Raw genomic sequence first — 20,629 nt, 5'->3', positions numbered from 1 at the left:
TGGCGCAGGTGCGCGCCGACTGGGACGGTGGGCTGGCCGAGGCGCGGCGCTTCCTGGACGGTTCCGATCAGTGAACCCGAGGTACTGTCGCCTGCCGAGCCTCACGTCCTTCGTCCGTCGTCACTAGACCGCGAAGTGCGACAGTCGCAACCGGTGGGACTGCGAGGGCACGGTTAGCCTGAAATGCTCTGCTCTTCCACGAAGTGCTCGCCACCTTCGTCCCACTCCATGACCACCTTACGGTCGCCTGCATGACGCACGACACACCGCCGCAACTCGTCTGCTCGAACAGGGTGTAGATGTCCGCGTGGTCCAGAAGATCTTTGGCCGCTCGTCCCTCGCTGTAACGAAGCGGTAAACGCACGGCTGGCACGTGACGCTGCCGATCGCATGGGGCGAGCGCTGTGGGGCTGAGCAAGATGACCCCGATTGCAACCACAACTGCAACCACCGGGCGACCGTGGGCGATGGGGTCGATGACGCCCCGCTGTTGGATCGCCTTCTTAGGTTGGTGTGTTGGTCACTTGCGCAGGTTGAGACCCTTGGTACAAATGACTCGGCCCCGCAAAGGTATGAGCTTGCGGGGCCTTTACGTTGTCGCAGGCCGTTCGCCAGCCCAAGTGAGGGGTATGGCTGTGGGGGGTGTGAACAAGAAGTCGGGACCGGGGACACGTCATTTCTTGTTCAAGGTCCCCGCTTAGTCCCCGAACCCACTACTCGCGGCCGCTTCTAGCGAGGACGGGCGTTGAGTGGGGCGGGGGTCAGCCGGTTCGGGTGGTTCGGCCAGAGTTGCCTGGCGGGTCTCATGCGGTTCGGCCGGAGTCGCCTGGCTTTGCCTAGCGGGTGGCGAGGCGGCGGAGTGCCGTGGTGTAGCGGCGGGCGAAGATGGACTGGGCGGTGCGGGTGGCGCGGCCGCCGAGGCGGGTGTACCAGGTGCCGGGGCGGCTGTAGGCGCGGAGGGTGAAGTAGATGCCGTCTGGTTCGCGGGTGACCAGGAACGACTCCTCGCCGGCTTCCGGGTGACCTTCGAGCGTCCCGTAGGCGAAGCCGATCCGGTCCGGCTCGTCGACGACCCAGACCACCCTGCACAGCACGGGCAGACCGAGTGAGCCGATGCCGAGCCGCCCCAGGGAGTTCGCGCCGATCACTGCCGGGCTGTCAGTGGCCTTGATCCGGACGCCGGCCTTGTTGTGCATCTTCCACGTCATCAGCGCCTCGCCCGCGCGACGGAAGAAGTCGTCACCATCGCCGATCCGGGTACGCAGTTCGAGCCGGTGGTAGCCAGGCGGCGTCTCGTCGAACCGGGTCGACCCCACCACGTCGTAGCTGAACCTGCGCCCCGCGAGATCCGCCAGCTTCATCCGACCCTCTCCTTCACCCGTTGCCAGGCCAGTAACCCACACAAGGCAAAGCCAACCGCATTCGCGAGGCCATGCGTGGCCACCATCCATTCCACCGGCAGGTACGGCGTGTCGGCCACGTGCCCGAGCGCCCAGGAGAGGGCCAGCAGCATCGTCACCACCAGCACCGACGCTGACACGATCAACAACACCCGGCCAGCCTGATCCGCCATCTCCCGGGATTGCCGCCACAACGCCCACCCGACCAACCACATCCCAGCCGTCAGTACCACGGCGCCCAGCAACTCGACGGGATCACCCAGGAAGAACCCGACCAGCACGATCCCGGTCCCCAACGGCACGCTGATCGCCGCGGCGGTCGCGGCCCGCCCACTCGCGGAACCCACCACCAGGCAGGCGATCAACGCTGCGGCGAACCCCGCGAAATGGAAGTGCGCCACCGTCAACGACAACACCGTCAGACTGAAGCCGAACAATTCGTACGACGAACGCTCTGCGACCAGCGACAACGCCGCGATCGACGGAGTCACCAGCGCCGTGTATAGCGCGATCTCCCGCGCCCGCAGGCGTTTCCGCCGCAGGAAGTCAGCAGCAGCCAGTACTACGAGGGCCAGCGTCCCGGCGAAGTAGATCGCGGCCAGCGTGATCGAGAGTGCTCCCCGATCCAGCCAGAGCGACACCACGCCGGGTACGGCGACGACGAGCCACCAGCGGCGGACCGTAGTACTGCCTGGCAGGTCCACCAGGCCGAGGCCGAGCGGGACGATCACCACCATCCCGAGGCTCACGACCAGGTGGACCAGAACCAGCACCTAGCGCCCTTCGCTGCAGGCCACTAGCTGGCTTTCAGGGTGCTGGTCTTGTCTTCCTTCAGGGCTTGGAAGAGCGCCTTGGCCTTGGCGGTGTCCCACTTGACCGCCGAGCCGTGCGGCGTGCTGAGGTTGTTGTCCGAGATCGGCACGGTCAGCGTGACCCCGTCACCGCCGCCGGCGACAGCCTTCATGCCGCGGGCGAACTTGAACAGGTCGAGCGGACCGGTGCCCTCGTCGATCGTCAGGGCGTCGGCGCTCGCGGTACCGAGCTTGTAGTAGCGGACCGGGTTGAGGATGGTGGCCGGCGAGACGCCCTTCTGGGCGATCGCGCCGATCATCTCGCGCTGCCGCTGCACCCGGCCGAGGTCGCCGAGCGGGTCGGACTTGCGGGCGCGGACGTAGCCGAGCGCGTTCTCGCCGTCGAGCTGCTGGCAGCCGGCCGGCAGGTTGATGTGCGCATCCTTGTCTTTCATTGCCTTGGGCAAGCACATCTTGATGCCGCCGACGCTGTCCACGATCGAGGCGAAGCCGCCGAAGCCGATCTCGACGTAGTTGTCGACGCGCAGGCCGGTGACCCCCTCGACGGTCTGGATCAGCAGCTTGGGGCCACCGAAGGCGAAGGCGGCGTTGATCTTGTTCCGGCCGTGGCCCGGGATCGGCACATAGCTGTCCCGCGGCAGGCTGATCAGTGCGGTCGGTCCGGACTCGGGCACGTGCAGCAACATGAGCGAGTCGGTCCGCTGACCGGCCGCGTTGCCCGTGTGCAGCTTGGCGCGCTCGGCCGGCGTCATGCCTTCGCGACTGTCCGAGCCGACCAGCAGGTACGTCGTGCCGGGGGTCTCTGCCGGGCGCGCGCCGGCCGGCATGGCGTCGACCTTGTCGATCTTGCCCCACGCGTAGAGCGGGACGCTGATCAGCACCAGCAGGAACAGCAGGACGATCAGTCCGATGATCCGGCCGAACCAGTTGCGCCGCTTCTTGGCCGGCCGGACGGGCGTCCGGCTGACGAAGCGCGGATCGATGGGCTGCGGTTGACTCATGGGACGACCGTAGCGAACCACGGGTCGTTCCCGCGTCAGTCGCCCGAACGGTCTTCACCCGATACTTTCAGACCGTGCGTGGGCATCGCCTCGATCAAAAGGACCATTTCGACCCCGCGAGCGAACCAATCCGCCGGAACGCGCGCGGCGACTGCCCGACGCGGGAGGTGAAACAACCTGCTGAAGTACGCCGGATCCTCGTACCCGACCTCCCGCGCGATCGCCGCCACCGGCGCGTCGGTCTCCGCCAGCAACGCCTTCGCCGTGTTCAGCCGCGTGGTCAAGATCACCTCCTGAGGCGTCACCCCGGCCGCTGACCGGACACCCTCCCGCAGGTCGTGCACGCTCAGCCGCAGCACCTCGGCGTACTGCTGGATCGACAGCGGACGACAGGCCAACCCCCGCAATCGCTCGACGATGTCCCCGCCGGAATCGTCCTGCGCCGCGACCCCGATGAGTTCGAAGAGCGCGGCCACAGCCTGTACGTCGGTACTGCGCTCGCCGCCGCGGGTGACCCGGAGGACCTTGGCGAAGGCCCTTTCGACAGCCCGGGAGTCGGCGTACCGGCGTACGGGGTGTGCCGCGTCCAGGTAGCCGAGCGAGGTGAGCGCCTCGGCAGCCGGGCCGCCGAACAAGGTCCACGACTGCTGCCAGCGGGTGGACGGGCGGTAGCCGTGCAGGACGCCAGGGAAGAGCCACAGCAGTGCCGGCGCCTCGACCACGTGCAGCACCCGGTCTGCGCCGTGCAGGAGGTGGCCGCGACCGTGGCGGACGAGGACCAGGGCGTGGCAGCCGAGTGCGCGTTCGGGGCTGGCGCCAGGCCGGTTCTCCTGTTCTCCGGCTCCTAGGCAGAAAAGTCCAAGTTCACGCTGGGCCTGGCTTGGTGTGAAGTAGTTCGACCAGTTGGTCATGGTGACAAGAATCCAAGAACTGCCTGCTCGAGTCCATTCACGATCCAGTCGGCGACCCGCTGAAATGGAACGGTGCTGACTTCCAATGGGTATGTGCTGGATGAGTCCGCGGGGCGGTTGGGTGAGTTGGAGCCCGTCCCGGACGACGAGCGTCACGATCGGCAGGCGTTGCGGGCGCGGTTGGTGCGCGACGGTTACCTGTACCTGCGCGGCCTGCTCGATCCCGAAGAGGTGTTGGAGTTCAGGAGGTATTACTTCGACCGCACCGAGGGCGCCGTGGAGCGGGCCGCCTTCCGGAAGGTGTTGTTCGGCGAAGTTGTCCCCGGGCCGGAGTACGCGGCCTTCTGCGCGCAGCCGGCGCTGCGCGGCTGGTTCGAGTGGTTCCTCGGCGGTGAGACCTTTCTGCACAAGCGGAAGATCATCCGGCAGACGTCGCCCGGGGAACGGGGGATCGGGTTCGCCACGCAGGCGCACTATGACCTGGTCTACCTGCGCGAGGGCACGGATCGCGTGCTGTCGGCCTGGATCCCGCTCGGGGACTGCCCGGTCACGCTCGGCGGGCTCACATACCTGGAGGGCAGTCACCATCGGGTGTTGCGCGAGGAGGCCGCCGGCACCTTGAAGCGCCCGGCAGCCTCGATCACGGCCGATCTGCCGTCACTGGCCGACGACTACGACGCACGCTGGCTGGTCACCGACTACGCGGCCGGCGACGTCGTCATCCACACCGCCCACACCGTCCATGCGGCCCTGGACAACGTCGACCCGGACGGAACCACCCGCCTGTCGACCGACATCCGCTACCAACTCAGCACCGCGCCGGTCGATGCCCGCTGGCAGTACCACTGGCACGACCATGACGGCCTCTGACCAGACGGCCGCTGGACCAGGCGGACTCTGACGAGAACGGCCGCTGATCGCCCGGATTCCGGACCACTCTCGCTAACGACAATCATTTCGGTTAAGGTCTTTCCCGACTGATCGGGCCGACGTTTGGGGTATCGGCCGGGCGGTACGAGTCTGAGGAGAGCCGTGAATCGCAACGAGTTGGTCGCCGGCGTGGCAGCCAAGGCGGGCATCCCGCGGAACCAGGCCGAGAAGGTCCTCGACGCGCTGGGCGACGTCGTCACCGAGGCCGTGCACAAGGGCGACAAGGTCTCGCTGACCGGCCTGCTGAGCATCGAGCGGGTACTGCGCGCGCCGCGCACCGGCCGCAACCCGCAGACCGGCGAGCCGCTGTCCATCCCGGCCGGCTATTCCGTCCGCCTCTCCTGCGGCAGCCGCCTGAAGGCCGCCGCCCGTGGCAACCTCCGCACCGTCTCCTGAGAAGCGCACTGCTCTGCCCTCCAGGTGGAGGGCAGAGCAGAGGTCCGTCAGCGGTGGACTGCCGTCACCCAGTACGGCGTGGTCGGGGTGGGCGGGGTGCTGAAGCGGGCGTTCGGCAGGTAGATGCGCTTGCCGTAGAACGCCGCGGTGGTCGGTACGTCGAAGTCGGTGCTGGTGATCGTCCGGAGCTGCCGGCCCCTGGTGCCGGAGTTGTTCAGGTCCAGCACGGCGATCTGGTTCAGCCGGTTCTGTACGACGTACAGGGTGTCGCCGGAGCGCAGGAGTCCGTCGCCGGCGGTCATCAGGAGGCCGCCGAGATTGACCTGCTTCGTGACGCCGGTCCGCGGGTCGACCCGGAACAGCAGTCCGGTCACGGATTGCACGATGATCAGCCCCCGGCCATCAGGGGTGAGGGAGATCCCGTTCGCATTGGTGCCCGCCGCGTCGTGCTTATAGTCGCCGGAGAGCGGGAGGGTCCGGACCGCCGACTGCCCGGGCAGCTTGCCGTGGCGGCCGAGCGGGACCTTGTAGAGCACCGGCTGGCGCGAGTCGGTGAACCAGGCCGCGTCCTTGCTCAGGATGACGTCGTTCACGAAGGTCGGCGTCGCGGTGGTGAACTTGTAGCTCGCGAGCACCTTGCCGGTCCGGGTGTCGATCACCCGGCCGTCGCCGCCGGCCGCGCCGGCCACGAACAGCCGGCCGCGCTGGTCGACCTTCATGCCGAGCGACGCGGTGCCGGGACCCTGGCTGATCACCCGGCCGTTGCCGGTCCGGAGATCTGCCCTGTAGATGTCACCGTCGACCCGCGACCCGAAGTACGCCTTGCCGGCGCGGTCGATCGCGATGCCCTCCGGCTGGAAGCCGGCCGGGAGGTCGAAGTGGGCCGGGAAGCGGACCGAGTGGCCGGCGGCCGTGTAGGCGACCGTGCTGGCCATCGTCGATCCGCTGGTGGTTGCGTTGGCCTCGTTGGTGCCGAACCTGATCTTGTCGCACTTGCCGTCGTCGACGCTGGTCTTGACGGTGGAGCCGACAGCTGGACCGACAGCAGGGCCGCCGGTGGCGGCGCCAGTCGTCAAGGCGGAGGCGGTGAGGCTGCCTAGGAGCAGTGCGGGGAGGCCGAGAGTCGCTGCGAGCGCGCGGCCGACCTGTCTTGGCAGTGGGCGTTGCATGGCGGGTGTCCTCCTCTGGGTGACCTGAGCCGCCTCGACGCTCCCGAAAGCCGACGTAGCGGCTGGTTGTGCATTCAACAATAGGTCAACGAGGAGCAGACCTGAACGGTTCGATCCGGCCCATCTCCACTCATTCCGCCACCGCTCACCGGGTACTGTCGCCGACAGTGGTTTTGACGCTCGCACGCAGCAGAGGAGCACCGCAGGAATGACAGCAGGGATCGATATCTCGGATCTGTCCACGACGGTCCGGCCGCAGGACGATCTGTACCGGTACGCCAACGGACCGTGGCTGGAGCGGACCGAGATTCCCGCGGACAAGGCGATCTACGGCGCCTTCCACGCGCTCTTGGACACCGCCGAGCAGAACGTCCGCGGGATCGTCGAGCAGACCGCCGCCGACCAGCACCCCGAGGGCACCGAAGCCCGCAAGATCGGCGACCTCTACACCAGCTTCATGGACGAGGACACAATCGAGCGGCTCGGCGCCGGCCCGATCGCGGACCAGCTCGAGCTGGTCGCGTCCATCAAGGACCTGGACGGCCTCGTCGCCGCGCTCGGCGCGCTGGAGCTCCAGGGTGTGCCCGGGATCTTCTACTACGGCGTTGACATCGACGCGAAGAAGTCCGACGAGTACATCGTGTACGTGACCCAGGGCGGCATCAGCCTGCCGGACGAGTCGTACTACCGCGAGGACAACTTCGCCGACGTGCGGACGGCGTACGCGGCGCACCTGGCCCGGATGCTCGACCTGGCCGGGCGGCCCGACGGCACCGCGGCGGCCGACCGGATCCTCGCGCTCGAGACCCGGCTGGCCGGCGGCCACTGGGACCGGGTCAGGAACCGCGACGTCTCCGCGACCTACAACAAGCTCGACCGGGCCGGGCTCGAGGAGCTGACCCCCGGGTTGGACTGGTCCGTCTGGCTGGCCAACGCCGGCGTACCGGAGAGCGCCTTCGAGCAGCTGGTGGTCCGCCAGCCCGACTACCTCACGGCGGCTGCCGATGCGCTGCGCGAGGTGGAGCTCGAGCATTGGAAGGAGTGGCTCAGCTGGCGCGTCGTCCGTACCGCGGCCCCGCTGCTCAGCAAGGCCTTCGTCGACGAGAACTTCAGCTTCTACGGCAAGACCCTGACCGGTGCCCCGGAGCTGCGGGAGCGGTGGAAGCGCGGCCTGGACGTGGTCGAGAACGCGCTGGGTGAAGCTGTCGGCCAGCTGTACGTCGGGGAGTACTTCCCGCCGGTCGCCAAGGCCCGGATGGTCGACCTGGTCGCCAACCTGGTCGAGGCCTACCGGCAGCGGATCGACGCGCTCGAGTGGATGGGGGCCGAGACCCGGCAGCAGGCGCTGGACAAGCTCGGCGCGTTCACGCCGAAGATCGGCTACCCGGACAAGTGGAAGGACTACAGCGCTCTCGAGGTCCGGGCGGACGACCTCGTCGGCAACGTCCGCCGCTCGGTCGCTGTGGAGACCGCGCGGGACCTGGCCAAGCTCGGGCAGCCGATCGACCGAACCGAGTGGCTGATGACGCCGCAGACGGTGAACGCGTACTACAACCCGCGGATGAACGAGATCGTCTTCCCGGCCGCCATCCTGCAGCCGCCGTTCTTCGACCTGGAGGCCGACGACGCGGTGAACTACGGCGCGATCGGCGCGGTGATCGGGCACGAGATCGGTCACGGCTTCGACGACCAGGGCTCGAAGTACGACGGCGCCGGCAATCTCAACGACTGGTGGACCGACGAGGACCGGGCCGCGTTCGAGGAGCGGACGGCGAAGCTCGTCGCGCAGTACAACGCGCTTGAGTCGACCGACGCGCCCGGGAACAAGGTGAACGGTGAGCTGACCCTCGGCGAGAACATCGGCGACCTTGGCGGCCTCTCGATCGGGTACGTCGCCTACGAGCTGTCCCTGGACGGCGGGCAAGCGCCGGCACCGGTGGACGGCCTGACCGCGGCCCAGCGGTTCTTCCTCGCCTGGGCGCTGGGCTGGTCCACCAAGGCCCGCGAGGCCGAGGCGATCCGCCGCCTGGCGATCGACCCGCACTCCCCGCCCGAGTTCCGCTGCAACGCGGTCGTTCGCAACATCGACGCTTTCCACACCGCCTTCGGCGTCACCGAGGACGACGACATGTGGCTGGCCCCCGAGGACCGCGTCAGGATCTGGTAACCGCCCGCGCCTCCTCCGTCGGCTCACCTGCCACCGCTGTGGGCGAACCTCTCAGGGGTCAACCCTCCACCAGATGGGTTGCACCACGAGAATCTGACGGTGCAACCCACCCTTTCAGGGGTCAACCCCTGAAAGGGTGGGGCGCTGCCGCTAGCCGTACATCCAGTTCTGGATTCCCTCGATGTCTCGGGGCATGGCGGCCGAGAGGTTCTCGGTGCCGTTGTCGGTGATGAGGATGTCGTCCTCTATCCGGATACCGATGCCGCGCAGGTCCTCGGGGACGGTGAGGTCCTCGGCCTGGAAGTAGAGGCCGGGCTCGACGGTGAGGACGTAGCCGGTCTCGAGGTCGCCCTTGTTGTACTTCTCGGCGCGGGCGGCCGCGCAGTCGTGCACGTCGAGGCCGAGCATGTGGCTGACGCCGTGCAGGGTGTAGCGCTGGTAGATCATGCTGTCCGGGTCGAGCGCCTCGTCGGCGGAGACCGGCAGCAGCTCCATCGCGTCGAGCCCGCGGACGATCACGTCCATCGCTGCCTCGTGGCCGGACCGGAACGTCACCCCTGGGCGGAGCGCGGCGATGCCTGCGTTCTGCGCGTCCAGAACGAGTTGGTAGAGCTCCCGCTGGCGCGGGGTGAACTCGCCGTTGACCGGCAGCGTGCGGGTGATGTCCGCGGTGTAGAGGTTGCGGTTCTCCACGCCCATGTCGAGCAGCATCAGGGTGCCGTCGTTCACCTGGCCGTCGTTCTCGATCCAGTGCAGCGTGGTCGCGTGCGGTCCGGCGGCGGCGATCGAGGTGTAGCCGACGTCGTTGCCCTCGGCCCGGGCGCGGCGCCAAAAGGTCCCCTCGATCCAGCGCTCGCCGTACTTGCGGACCTTGTCCATCTCGCTCAGCACGTCGGAGAAGCCGCGATGGGTGATCGCGCACGCCTCGCGGAGCTGCTCGATCTCCCAGGCGTCCTTGACCAGCCGCAGCTCCGACAGCGTGAACGCGAGTTCCTTGTCGCGCTCGGCGTCGGTGCCGGCCTCGCTCAGCAGCGAGGCGATCGAGCTGTCCTCGCCCCGGCGGATGCGGGTCGGTACGTCGTTCTTCAGCGCGTCGGCGAGCCCGTCGACGTGCCGGGTCTCGATGCCGTACTCCTTGGCCGTCTCGGTCAGCGACGGACGACGGCCGGCCCACAGCTCGCCGTACATCCGGTCGCGCCAGAATTCCTCGCCTTCGCTGCGGTCCGCGCGCGGCCGGAAGTAGAGCACCGAGTCGTGGCCGGTGGTGCCGTTGGGCTCGAGCACGAGGACGGCGTCCGAGGTCTGGTCTCCGACCAGCCAGACGTAGTCGGTGTGCGGCCGGAAGGCATAGTCGGTGTCGTTCGAGCGGACCTTGTAGGTGCCGGCCGGGATCACCAGCCGCTCGCCCGGGAACGCCTGCGAGAGCGCGTCGCGCCGCTTCGCCGCCCATGCGCCGACATCGCTCAGTGTGACGTCGGTCCGCTCGGTCTCACCCCAGCCGGAGTTCATGAACTCCCGCAGCTTCTCGCCCGACGGAGTGTCGTGGCTGGCGGTCTTCGGGGCGTTCTCCGTGCTCTCGGTCATCGTCGACCCATCCTCATCTCGCCTGGTTCAGCGCGCGGTGTGCAGTTGATCGCCGCGGAGCGTGCTGCTGTCCGGCAGCACCTCGGCGGGGTCCGAGCCGACGCGGGTGATCGCGTTGTGCTCGTCCACGAAGACTACGCTCGGCGCGAAGGTCTTCGCCTCCGCAGTGTCGAAGATTCCGTACGCGATCAGGATCACCAGGTCGCCGGGATGGATCAGGTGCGCGGCGGCGCCGTTGATGCCGACGATGCCGGAGCCGCGCGGACCCTCGATCAGGTACGTCGAAAGCCGGTTGCCGTTGGTGATGTCGACGATGTCGACCTTCTCGCCGGGCAGCAGGTCGGCCGCCTCCATCAGGGCCACGTCCAGCGTGCACGACCCGACGTAGTCCAGGTCCGCCTGGGTGACGGTGGCCCGGTGCACCTTCGACTTCATCATCTCGCGCTGCATGGCGGCCATCATCCAGGTCGCACCCATCACTGTCAGTGGCGGCCGTCACCCCCGGCGCCCGTCCTGCGAGCGCCGGGGGTGCTGCACATCGGGTGGGGGCCTCGGATCACCGCGAAGCCAGCTCGGGTTCGCGGGGCTCGGGGACCGCCGGCTCGATCTGGCGGCGGAGTCTCTCGCCTTCGACGTCGACGTCCGGGAGGAGCCGGTCGAGCCAGCGCGGGAGCCACCAGGCGGACCGGCCGAGCAGCGCCATCACGGCCGGGACGATCGTCATCCGGACCACGAACGCGTCGATCGCGACCGCGAACGCGAGCCCGAAGCCGATCTCCCGGACCAGCGTCTCGCTGGACAGGATGAACCCGGAGAACACCGCCACCATGATCACCGCGGCCGCCGTGACGACCCGCGCGCTGTGACTGAAGCCATCGACCACCGCGGTCCGGGCAGCCGCGCCGCGCACGTGTTCCTCCCGCATCCGGGTGACCAGGAAGACCTGGTAGTCCATCGCCAACCCGAACACGATCCCGACCAGGAATACCGGCAGCATGCTGATGATCGGCCCGGTCTGCCCCTCGATCCCGAACGGCCCGGCCAGCCAGCCCCACTGGAACACCGCGACCACCGCTCCGAAGGTCGCCGCCACCGTCAGCAGGAACCCCAGCGTCGCCTTCAACGGCACCAGCACCGACCGGAACACCAGCATCAGCAGCAGGAACGCCAACCCCACGATCAACGAGAGATAAGGCAACAGGGCGTCACTCAGCTTGGCCGAGATGTCGATGTTGAAGGCCGTCCCACCCGTCACCGAGACCTCGGCGCCACCAGTCTCCGGCGCATCCCGGATCGCCTGCACGAGATCCTTGGTAGCGGTGGTACTCGGACCACTCACCGGAATCACCGTCAGCAAGGCGGTATCGCCCGCGGGATTGAAGGTCGGCGGAGTCACCACGGCCACATCCGGCAACGCCCGTACTACGTTCGCAGTACTCGCGGCGGCGGCTTTCGGATCGGCGGACGAGGCTACGTCGACCACGACCATCAGTGGTCCGTTGAAGCCCGGGCCGAAGCCGTCCGACAACAGTTCGTAGGCCTTGCGCTGGGTGGAACCGGCCGCGGCGGTGCTGTCATCGGGCAGCCCGAGCTCCAGGTCGGCCGCCGGGATCGCCAATACCCCAAGGCCGATCACCGACACCAGCAACACCGCAACCGGCCGGCGGGTGACGAACCCGGCCCACCGGCGACCGGCAGTCGGCTTGCCGTTGGAGGACTCCGGATCGCCGCCGCGCAGTCCGGGGATCCGGCCACCAAGGACCCGGCGTCCGGCCATGCCCAGCAGCGCGGGCAGCAACGTCAACGCGATCGCCACCGCCAGTACGACGGTGAACGCGGCCGCGAATCCCATCTGGGTCAGGAACGGGATGTCCACCACGAACAGCCCGGCCAACGCGATCACCACCGTCAGCCCGGCGAAGACCACCGCGGAACCAGCGGTTCCGACGGCGCGGCCGACGGCTTCCTCGGGCTCCAGCCCGCTGCTCAATTCGTGCCGGTACCGCGACATGATGAACAACGCGTAGTCGATCGACACTGCCAGCCCGATCATCACCGCCAGGATCGGCGTCCCCGAGCCGATGTCGATGAAGCCGGTCGCGGCGGTGATCGCGGTGGCGCCGATGCCGATCCCCACGATTGCCGAGAGCAACGGTAGGCCGGCCGCGATCAGCGAGCCGAAGGTGATCAGCAGGACGACCGCGGCCACCCCGATCCCGATCACCTCGGCCAGGCTCTGCTCGTCCTGGACCTGCATCGCGTCGCCGCCGTACTCGACTGTCAACCCCGCGGCGCGAGCCGGCTCGACCGCTGCGGCGACCGCGTCCTGGGCTTCGGGAGTCACCTCCTGCGCGGTCACGTCGTACGCAACCTGGGCGTAGCCGGTCCGGCCATCGGCCGAGATCGACTTGGCAGCAAAGGGATCCGCGACGGCCGCCACCTGCGGAGCCGACTGGATCCGGCCGAGGGTGCTCTTCACCAAGGCGCTGTTGTCGGGCGAGCTAAGCTGCGCGCCCTGCGGTGCTTGGAAGACGATCCGCGCGGTGGCGGCATCCGCGCCGGCCTGCGGGAATCGCTTCTCCAGCAGGTCGACCGCACGCTGCGACTCGGTGCCGGGGATCGAGAAACCGTTGGCCGTCGGCCCGGACAGCGTGGCTGCGCCGGCGATCCCCGCGGCGAGCAGCGCCAGCCAGACGAACACCACCCAGCGGCGTTGGCGGAACGCGAACCGGCCGAGCCGGTAGAGGTAGGTAGCCATGCTGACGATCGTTCCGACGGGACCAGGTAATCCGCGTCCGACAGCCGTGGTCTCTTACCAGTACTGCGCCTGCCGTAGCGCCTACTGCGTCGGCCGTACTCCGACCTCGTCTGCCGGTACTCCGATCTGTTGCGCGGAATCCGGCTGTTGCGTGGAGTCCGGCTGCTGCGGGGAACCGGCGCGGACGAGGCCGGTGCGGTAGGCGATCACGACGAGCTGCGCCCGATCCCGCGCATCGAGCTTCACCATCGCCCGGTTGACGTGAGTCTTGGCGGTCAGCGGCGACAGCACCAGCCGCTCGGCGATCTCGTCGTTGGACAGGCCGAGCGCGACCAGACCGACCACCTCGCGCTCCCGCTCGGTCAGCACCGACAACTCGCCGGAGCCGGTCGCCGGGTCGAGCTCGGGCTGGGCCAGGAACCGGTTCATCAGCCCGCGCACCGCCTTCGGCGAGAGCAGCGCGTCGCCGCGCGCGACCACCCGGATGGCGCTGATCAGCTCGTCCGGCTCCACGCTCTTGCCGAGGAAGCCGCTGGCACCGGCCCGGATCGCCTCGAAGACGTACTCGTCCACCTCGAAGGTGGTCAGGATCAGCACCTTCACCCCGGCCAGCGACTCGTCGGCCGTGATCAGCCGGGTCGCGGCCAGCCCGTCCAGCTCGGGCATCCGGATGTCCATCAGGATCACGTCGGCCCGCTCGGTCCGGGCCAGCTCGTAGGCCTGCCGGCCGTTCGCCGCCTCAGCAACGACCTCCAGACCGGGAGCTGAGTTCACCAGCACCCGGAATCCGCTGCGGATCAGCGTCTGGTCGTCGGCCAGCAGCACCCGGATCGTCACCTGTGTCTCCAGTCTCCAGAGGTAGGACGGCACGAACCCGGAACCCGCCGTGCGGCAGCGGCCCGACGGTGACGTCGCCGCCGACCGCGGCGACCCGCTCCCGCATGCCGAGCAGCCCGTGGCCGGCGCCGACGGAACCGGCCGCGGCGCTGCGGTACGGCGTACCGGGGTGGCCGCCGTCGTCGGTGATCTCGATCGTGAGCGAGCCGCGCTGCGCCTCGAAGCGGACCTGGACCACGGAGCCGGGCGCGTGCTTGACCACGTTGGTGAGGGATTCCTGCAGGACGCGGTAGGCGGTCAGCTCGATCACGTCCGGGAGCGGTCCGGAGGCCGGCGGCTGCCAGTCGACGACGAGACCGGCTGCGGTGAACGACTCGATCAGCGCACCGAGCTCCTGCAGGGAAGGGGTGGGGGCGGTCGGCAGCGAGCCGTCGCCCGAGCGACGCAGTACGCCGAGCAGCACGGTCAGCTCGCGCAGTACGGTCCGGCCGCCTTCGCGGACCAGCGCGAGCGCGCGGTCGGCCTCGTCGGGCTGCTCCCGGAGCAGATGGGACGCGACGCCGGCCTGGACGTTCATCAGGGCGATGTGGTGGGCGATCACGTCGTGCAGCTCGTGGGCGATCCGCAGCCGTTCCTCGATCACCCGCCGTTCCGCCTCCTCCTCGCGGGTCTGCTCGGCCCGCCGGATCCGGGCCTCGAACTCGGCCTGGTAGGCGCGGCGGTTCCGGACCGCCTCGCCGATGGCGGCGCCGAACAGGACGAGGACGGCGACCGAGATGTTCGCGAGCAGGTTGCCGTCGGTGAAGAGGGTCGCGACGGTGACCGTGATGACGGCGACGCTGACGAGCGCCACCAACCGCGTCAGCCGGTCCTTCTGGATCACGACCGTGTAGATCGCCGCGGCGAGCGCCAGACCGATCGGGCTCTTCACCTGCTCGGTGATCGCATAGCCGGTCACGGCCAGCATGGTGATCGCGAGCACCACCAGCGGTGCCTTGCGGCGGAAGAGCAGCGAGCCGGCGGCGATCACGACCAGGAGCACCCCGGTCGCCGTGAGGTCGATCTGCTCGCCGGAGTGCCGATCGCCCGGCTGGATCAGGTTGATCGCCAGGATTACCAGCGCGAGGGCGACATCGGCCGCCACCGGATGCACGCTGTACCCGGCGTACCAACGTCGAGGCGCGCCCATCCCCTCACAGTACGTGCCCGCGCTCGCCCGCTACGTCCTCCAACGGCCGTATCCACCCGGTACTACGAACGCAGTACTCCGGGACCAGTCAGAGAATCTCGGCGTTGTGTGCCAGCTCAGGGGAGGCCTGTACCGCGAGGGCGCGCAGGGTTTGGTACCGCGGGCGCAGTTCGGCGACGCGGTCCAGGTCGTCCTTGTCCGGCGCCAGGGTCTCGCCGCCGGGAGAGGGGGAGAGGCCCAGGGCGACAGCGGCGGCGCCACGGGCTCCGACCTCGGGCTCGGAGCAGGCTGTCGTCGGGCGGGCGAAGGTCGCGGTCAGGCAGCGGCGCCACCACGCGGACGCGTCGATACCGCCACCGCCGAGCACGACCTCGAGTTGACGACCGAAGAGCGAGTCGAGCATCCGCAGCCCGCGGTCGACCTCCAGCGAAGCGCCCTGCAGCGAGGCGGCCAGCAGGTCCGCGGCGGTGTCGTCGAACGACAGCCCGAAGTAGACGCCCGAACCACTCGGCACCGTCTCCGGCGGCCGGGTGCCTGCCTGGAAGGGGATCGCGATCACCCGCGACGACCCGACCTGCACCCCGACCGGCTCGCGGTGCTCGCCCTCGAGCCGCAGTACGCCGGTCAGCCAGGCGTGCAGGTTTCCCGCGGCGGAGAAGGCCATCCCGGTCACTGCGCGCTGGTCGTCCACGCGGTACCGCCACAGCTCCCACGGCAACTCGGGCGCGCCCTCGATCGGGTGGACCACCCGCACGGCGGCCGACGTACCGACCGTCACAGCCGCGGTGGACTCGTCGTACCCGCCGGTGCCCACGTTCGACGCCGCGCCGTCACCCGTCGGCGGATGCACCGGTACGCCGACCAGCCCGGGCCAGCGTCGCGCGTACTCCGGGGAGAGGGAACCCGTCCAGCCGGTGGGAACGATCGGCGGCAGGTGCTTCTCGGTGACACCAGCCACCGCGAGCGCCTCCTCGTCGTACCGGCCGGACGCGAGGTTCAACGTGCCGGTGCCCGAGGCGATCGAGACCGAGGTGACTCGCTCGCCGGTCAGCCGCTCGAGCACGAGGTCGGGCAGACCCGCGTAGGAGGCGGCCGGGACGATCGAGGCCAGCCAAGGGATCCGCCGGGTCCAGTAGAGCCTGTGCAGCCAGGCGCCCGTCCGCGCGTGGAACGCGTGCTCGTCGAAGGACGAGTCCAGCGAGGGCGGCACGGTCCGCGTGTCCACCCACGGGATCACTGGCGTCAGCGGCTCGCCCGAACCGTCGAGGGCGACGATCGAGTGCCATTGCGACGACAGCACGATGTCGCTGATCTCGGCCAGGTGCCCGTTCTGCTGCAACTCGTCGAGGCAGCCGAGCAACCCCTCGACGTAGTCGTGCAGGTCCAGCGTCGCCTCGCCTGCCGCGCCGTACGCCGGGGAGATCTTGTGCCGGGCCAGCGCGCCGGGCACGGGTGAGGCATCGGCGGTCAGTACCAGCGCCCGGGCCGACGACGTGCCCAGATCCAGCGCGAGGATCCGTTGGTCAGTCTTCGGCATGCAGTGCCTTCAGGAAGGAGGCGGCCCAGACGTTCACGTCGTGCGCGGCCAGGTGTTTGCGCATCGCCTTCATCCGGCGGCCGAGTTGCCGGTCGTCGGTGTTCATCGCGTCGACGATGGTGTCCTTCATCCCGTTGATGTCGTGCGGGTTCACCAGGAACGCCTGCCGGAACTCGTCCGCCGCGCCGGCGAACTCGCTCAACACCAGGGCACCCGTGTCGTCGTACCGGCAGGCGACATACTCCTTGGCGACCAGGTTCATGCCGTCGCGCAGCGGGGTCACCACGGCGACGTCGGCGGCCCGGAACAACGCGGCCATCTCGGTCCGCGAGTACGAGGTGTGCAGGTAGTTGATCGCGGGCGTGCCGATCCGGCCGTGCTCGCCGTTGATCCGGCCGACCAGCAGTTCGATCTCGTCGCGCAGCACCCGGTACTGCTCGACGCGCTCACGGCTAGGGGTCGCCACCTGCACGAACACCGCGTCGTCGACCGAGACGCGGCCCTCGTCCAGGAGTTCGCCGAAGGCGCGCATCCGCTGCCGGATGCCCTTGGTGTAGTCGAGCCGGTCCACACCGAGCAGGATGTGCGCGGGGTTGCCGACCTCCTCCCGGATCTCCCGGGCCCGGGCCTCGGTCTCCGGCTGGCGGGCCAGTTGCTCGAGCTCGCCGACGTCGATCGAGATCGGGAACGCCTTCGCCCGGACGATCCGGTCGTCCGGCAGGTGGATCCGGTCACCGCGGGTCCGCAGGCCCATCCGGTTGCGGGCCAGGCGGGCGAAGTTCGAGGCGGCACCGGGCCGCTGGAAGCCGACCAGGTCCGCGCCCATCAGTCCGTCCAGGATCTGCCGGCGCCACGGCATCTGCGCGAACAGCTCGGTGGGCGGGAAGGGGATGTGCAGGAAGAAGCCGATCCGTACGTCGGGCCGCAGCCGGCGCAGCATCGCCGGGACCAGTTGCAGCTGGTAGTCGTGCACCCACACGTCCGCACCCTCGTCAGCGGCCTCCGCGGCCGCCTCGGCGAACCGGCGGTTCACCGCGACGTAGGACTCCCACCACTCCCGGTGGAACTCCGGCGGCACGATCACGTCGTGGTACAGCGGCCACAGGGTCGCGTTGGAGAAGCCCTCGTAGTACAGCTCGATGTCCTCGGCCGACAGCGTCACCGGGACCAGGTGCATGCCGCCCTCGTCGAACGGGTCCAGCTTCTCGTCCGCTCCGCCGGTCCAGCCGATCCAGGCGCCGTGGTGCCTCTGCATCACCGGAGCGAGCGCGGTGACGAGCCCGCCCGGGCTGCGCCGCCACGCGCTGGTTCCGTCGGGCATCTCGATCCGGTCGACCGGCAGCCGGTTGGCCACCACCACGAAAGAACTGCGTCCGTTCGGTGTTCCCGACTGTTTCGGCATCAGCTGTTATCCACCCAGGTATTCGTCGTCGCCGGGGTAGCTGACCCCGATCTGTCTACGCGTCTCGTCGAGCAGGTCGAGGATCTCGATCGTGGCGGCATGCGGGAGGGCGGGGCATTCCACCAGCCCCGCGCGCAGCGCCCGCATCACCTCGGCTGCCTCGTAGTGGTACCCAAGCCCATGCGTCGGTACGTCGATCCGCTCCTCGCCCGCGGCGGTCTTGCGGACGTAGTACTCCGGGTGGTGGAACCGGTGCGGCAGCAGCAGGCTCCCCTCCGGGCCACTGACCGAGGCGGTCCACGGGTTCTGCGAGCGGAGTCCGCAGGTCAGCGCGGCGACCGCGCCCGAGTCGTACCGCCAGGCCATCGCCACGTTCAGGTCGACGCCGTCCTCGTTGACCGAGCCGACCGCCTTCAGTTCGGCCGGGCTGCCGAGCGCCATGTGGACGAAGGTGACCGGGTAGATCCCGCCGTCCATCAGGGCGCCGCCGCCGAGCGCGGGGTCGAGCAGCCGGGCGGGTAGTTGCGGCTTGTGGAAGCCGAAGTCGGCCAGCGCCTCCATCGGCTCGCCGATCACGCCCTTCGCCAGGTCGGCGAAGAAGGCCTGCACGACCGGGTGGGTCCGCATCCACATCGCCTCGGCGAAGAGCGTGCTGTTCTCGTGCGCGACGGCGACCAGGTCCCGGGCCTGCCGCGCGGTCAGCGTGACCGGCTTCTCGCACAGCACCGCGACCTTGGACTGCAGCGCGGCCCGGGCGATCGCGTAGTGCTGCGGGTGCGGGGTGCCGATATAGAGGACGTCGACGTGACCGTCCTCGAGCAACCGGCGGTAGTCGTCGTAGCGGTGCTCGATCCCGAACTGGTCGGCGAACCGGTCGGCGCTGTCGAGCGACCGGGACGCGACCGCCGTCACCACCGCCTCGCCGTCAAGCTCGGCGAGATCCTTGGTGAACGAGGTGGAGATGTTGCCGGTAGCAACGACTCCCCAGCGGACTCGAGCTATACCCACTGTCTGAACTCCGGGGTCGGGAACGGACCGTGAGCCTTGATTCTCGCCGTTTCGAACGCGTGCGCCAAGCGAATGAGGGTGGCATCACTGCGGCCGGTGCCGCTGAAGGTGATGCCGACCGGCAACCCTTCGACCAGCCCGGACGGCACCGACAGCAGCGGGTAGCCCGCCAGCGCGGCGTGCGAGGACGAGCTGCCGAGCACGTGGTCGCCGTTGATCAGGTCGATCGTCCAGGCCGGTGAATACGACGGCATGACGAGCGCGTCCAACTGCTTCTCGCGCAACAGTCCGTCGATTCCGTCCCGGCCGGCCCGCAATGCGGACAACCTGGCGGCGACATAGACCGGTGAGTCGAGCCCTTCGGTGCCCTCGGCCCGCTCGAACAGCTCCTGGCCGAAATAGCGCAGCTCGACGTCCGCGTGCTGCTGGTTGAACGCGATCAGCTCCGCCAGGGTCCTCGGACCGCCCGGCTTGCGAGTCGCCAGGTACGCCGTGAGGTCGACCTTCAGCTCGTGGGACAACACGTGCAACTGGTCCTCGTCGCCACCGGGACTCGGCAGCGACAGGTGATCCACCAGCGTCGCGCCACACTGGCTGAGGAGCTCGAGTGCCTCCTCGGATACCCGGTCCAGGCCGATCGAGTACCCCCACAACGGCCCACGCGGTACGCCGATCCGCAGGTCGCTGAGGTCCTCGCCCCGGCAACTCTGCAGGTAGTCCGTGGCGCCGCCGGTGAGCACGGTCAGCAGCGCGGCCGCCTGGCTCACCGTGCGGGTCATCGGACCGGCGGTGTCCTGCGAGTGCGAGATCGGCACGATGCCCTGCTGCGGGATCAGGCCCACGGTCGGCTTCAGCCCGACGACACCGTTCAGCGCGGCCGGGCAGACGATCGACCCGTTGGTCTCCGTGCCGATCGCGAGATCCGCCATTCCGGCGGCCACCGCCGCGCCCGAGCCGCTGGACGAACCACCCGCCGAGCGGTTCAGGGCGTACGGGTTGCGGGTGAGTCCGCCGTACGCGCTCCAGCCGGACGAGGACGCCGAGCCGCGGAAGTTGGCCCACTCGCTCAGATTGGTCTTGCCGAGCACGATGCAGCCCGCCTCGCGCAACCGACGTACCAGCGGGGCGTCGTGGGGTGGTGGCGGCTGGTCGGCCAGCGCCAGCGAACCGGCGGTGGTCGGGAGGTCCGCGGTGTCGATGTTGTCCTTCACCAACACCGCCAGGCCGTGCAGCGGGCCGCGAACGCGCCCGTCGTCACGCTCTGTGTCCAGTCGGGCGGCATCGGTGAGGGCGGCGGGATTGGGCGTGCAGACGGCGTTCACCAAAGGGTTCACCTCGGCGTACCGGGCCTGCAGCTTCTCGACCGTCACGATGGCGGGTCGCGGGCCGGGCGACACGTCGCCAGGGCCCTGTCGAGTTGAGCTCACACGCTCGATCCTGCCAGAGTTGGGCGCGCCCGGCCGTCCGCCGACGACACGGGTCATGTCGCTGCGCGGTGAATGACATCGCTGTTGTTCAGCACGTAGAG

The 20,629-nt window shown here is 69.1% G+C and carries 18 protein-coding genes; 4 read left to right on the top strand and 14 right to left on the bottom strand.

The features are described 5' to 3' along the window. Window positions 1-247: 247 nt before the first annotated feature. Window positions 248-358 carry a tyrosine-type recombinase/integrase gene (locus ACFPJ1_RS21000; protein WP_380106194.1) on the top strand — a complete coding sequence of 37 codons (111 nt, stop codon included), beginning with the start codon at window positions 248-250 and terminating at the stop codon, window positions 356-358. A 478-nt stretch (window positions 359-836) separates the two neighbouring features. Here the strand turns inward: ACFPJ1_RS21000 and ACFPJ1_RS20995 are convergent, their stop codons facing one another. Genes ACFPJ1_RS20995 through ACFPJ1_RS20980 form a run of 4 tightly spaced genes read right to left on the bottom strand, consistent with a single transcriptional unit; the run spans window position 837 to window position 4,124 of the window. Further along, complete coding sequence (locus ACFPJ1_RS20995) at window positions 837-1,361, bottom strand: DUF1990 family protein (RefSeq protein ID WP_380106183.1); 525 nt, start codon at window positions 1,359-1,361, stop codon at window positions 837-839. Further along, a complete protein-coding gene (locus tag ACFPJ1_RS20990) occupies window positions 1,358-2,173 on the bottom strand; it encodes a YndJ family protein (RefSeq protein ID WP_380106181.1) in 816 nt (271 codons plus the stop codon). The genes ACFPJ1_RS20995 and ACFPJ1_RS20990 overlap by 4 nt, the downstream gene beginning before the upstream one ends. 23 nt (window positions 2,174-2,196) lie before the next feature. Beyond that, on the bottom strand, window positions 2,197-3,213 hold the full coding sequence (locus tag ACFPJ1_RS20985; RefSeq protein ID WP_380106180.1) for an LCP family protein: 1,017 nt from the start codon (window positions 3,211-3,213) through the stop codon (window positions 2,197-2,199). A gap of 35 nt (window positions 3,214-3,248) precedes the next feature. Further along, window positions 3,249-4,124, bottom strand: coding sequence for a helix-turn-helix transcriptional regulator (locus tag ACFPJ1_RS20980; RefSeq protein WP_380106178.1), 876 nt, complete (start codon window positions 4,122-4,124; stop codon window positions 3,249-3,251). A 72-nt stretch (window positions 4,125-4,196) separates the two neighbouring features. Here ACFPJ1_RS20980 and ACFPJ1_RS20975 point away from each other — a divergent pair, with 72 nt between their 5' ends. Both ACFPJ1_RS20975 and ACFPJ1_RS20970 read left to right on the top strand, forming a co-directional pair. Further along, window positions 4,197-4,994, top strand: a complete 798-nt coding sequence (locus tag ACFPJ1_RS20975) for a phytanoyl-CoA dioxygenase family protein (RefSeq protein WP_380106176.1) — start codon at window positions 4,197-4,199, stop codon at window positions 4,992-4,994. A gap of 162 nt (window positions 4,995-5,156) precedes the next feature. Next, window positions 5,157-5,450, top strand: coding sequence for an HU family DNA-binding protein (locus ACFPJ1_RS20970; protein ID WP_132291282.1), 294 nt, complete (start codon window positions 5,157-5,159; stop codon window positions 5,448-5,450). 47 nt (window positions 5,451-5,497) lie between these two features. On the opposite strand, the gene ACFPJ1_RS20965 is transcribed toward ACFPJ1_RS20970, so the two are convergent. Continuing rightward, window positions 5,498-6,619 carry an SMP-30/gluconolactonase/LRE family protein gene (locus ACFPJ1_RS20965; RefSeq protein ID WP_380106174.1) on the bottom strand — a complete coding sequence of 374 codons (1,122 nt, stop codon included), beginning with the start codon at window positions 6,617-6,619 and terminating at the stop codon, window positions 5,498-5,500. 208 nt (window positions 6,620-6,827) lie between these two features. Here ACFPJ1_RS20965 and ACFPJ1_RS20960 point away from each other — a divergent pair, with 208 nt between their 5' ends. Next, entirely contained in the window at window positions 6,828-8,786 is a 1,959-nt protein-coding gene (locus tag ACFPJ1_RS20960) for a M13 family metallopeptidase (protein ID WP_380106173.1), read from the top strand. A 150-nt stretch (window positions 8,787-8,936) separates the two neighbouring features. Here the strand turns inward: ACFPJ1_RS20960 and ACFPJ1_RS20955 are convergent, their stop codons facing one another. From ACFPJ1_RS20955 to ACFPJ1_RS20915, 9 genes are all read right to left on the bottom strand, one after another. Next, window positions 8,937-10,370, bottom strand: coding sequence for an aminopeptidase P family protein (locus ACFPJ1_RS20955; protein ID WP_380106172.1), 1,434 nt, complete (start codon window positions 10,368-10,370; stop codon window positions 8,937-8,939). A gap of 27 nt (window positions 10,371-10,397) precedes the next feature. Further along, window positions 10,398-10,820 (bottom strand): aspartate 1-decarboxylase, encoded by a 423-nt coding sequence (gene panD, locus ACFPJ1_RS20950; RefSeq protein WP_380106191.1) that lies wholly within the window; start codon window positions 10,818-10,820, stop codon window positions 10,398-10,400. Between the two features lie 106 nt (window positions 10,821-10,926). Next, window positions 10,927-13,128 carry an MMPL family transporter gene (locus tag ACFPJ1_RS20945; protein WP_380106171.1) on the bottom strand — a complete coding sequence of 734 codons (2,202 nt, stop codon included), beginning with the start codon at window positions 13,126-13,128 and terminating at the stop codon, window positions 10,927-10,929. An 81-nt stretch (window positions 13,129-13,209) separates the two neighbouring features. Next, window positions 13,210-13,965, bottom strand: coding sequence for a response regulator transcription factor (locus tag ACFPJ1_RS20940; RefSeq protein WP_380106170.1), 756 nt, complete (start codon window positions 13,963-13,965; stop codon window positions 13,210-13,212). Next, window positions 13,868-15,154: a sensor histidine kinase gene (locus ACFPJ1_RS20935; protein ID WP_380106169.1), complete on the bottom strand. Its 1,287-nt coding sequence runs from the start codon at window positions 15,152-15,154 to the stop codon at window positions 13,868-13,870. The genes ACFPJ1_RS20940 and ACFPJ1_RS20935 overlap by 98 nt, the downstream gene beginning before the upstream one ends. An 88-nt stretch (window positions 15,155-15,242) precedes the next feature. After that, window positions 15,243-16,691, bottom strand: coding sequence for an FGGY family carbohydrate kinase (locus tag ACFPJ1_RS20930; protein WP_380106167.1), 1,449 nt, complete (start codon window positions 16,689-16,691; stop codon window positions 15,243-15,245). Beyond that, window positions 16,678-18,093 carry an alpha,alpha-trehalose-phosphate synthase (UDP-forming) gene (locus ACFPJ1_RS20925; protein ID WP_380106165.1) on the bottom strand — a complete coding sequence of 472 codons (1,416 nt, stop codon included), beginning with the start codon at window positions 18,091-18,093 and terminating at the stop codon, window positions 16,678-16,680. The genes ACFPJ1_RS20930 and ACFPJ1_RS20925 overlap by 14 nt, the downstream gene beginning before the upstream one ends. A gap of 6 nt (window positions 18,094-18,099) precedes the next feature. After that, window positions 18,100-19,101, bottom strand: coding sequence for a Gfo/Idh/MocA family protein (locus tag ACFPJ1_RS20920; protein ID WP_380106164.1), 1,002 nt, complete (start codon window positions 19,099-19,101; stop codon window positions 18,100-18,102). Continuing rightward, complete coding sequence (locus ACFPJ1_RS20915; protein ID WP_380106163.1) at window positions 19,092-20,528, bottom strand: amidase; 1,437 nt, start codon at window positions 20,526-20,528, stop codon at window positions 19,092-19,094. The genes ACFPJ1_RS20920 and ACFPJ1_RS20915 overlap by 10 nt, the downstream gene beginning before the upstream one ends. Window positions 20,529-20,629 lie beyond the last annotated feature (101 nt).

The sequence above is a fragment of the Kribbella qitaiheensis genome, assembly GCF_042657745.1.
In the GTDB taxonomy this organism is placed as follows: Bacteria; Actinomycetota; Actinomycetes; order Propionibacteriales; family Kribbellaceae; genus Kribbella; species Kribbella qitaiheensis.
Note: the sequence above shows the minus strand (reverse complement) of the source record. Positions and strands in the feature narration are given on the sequence as shown.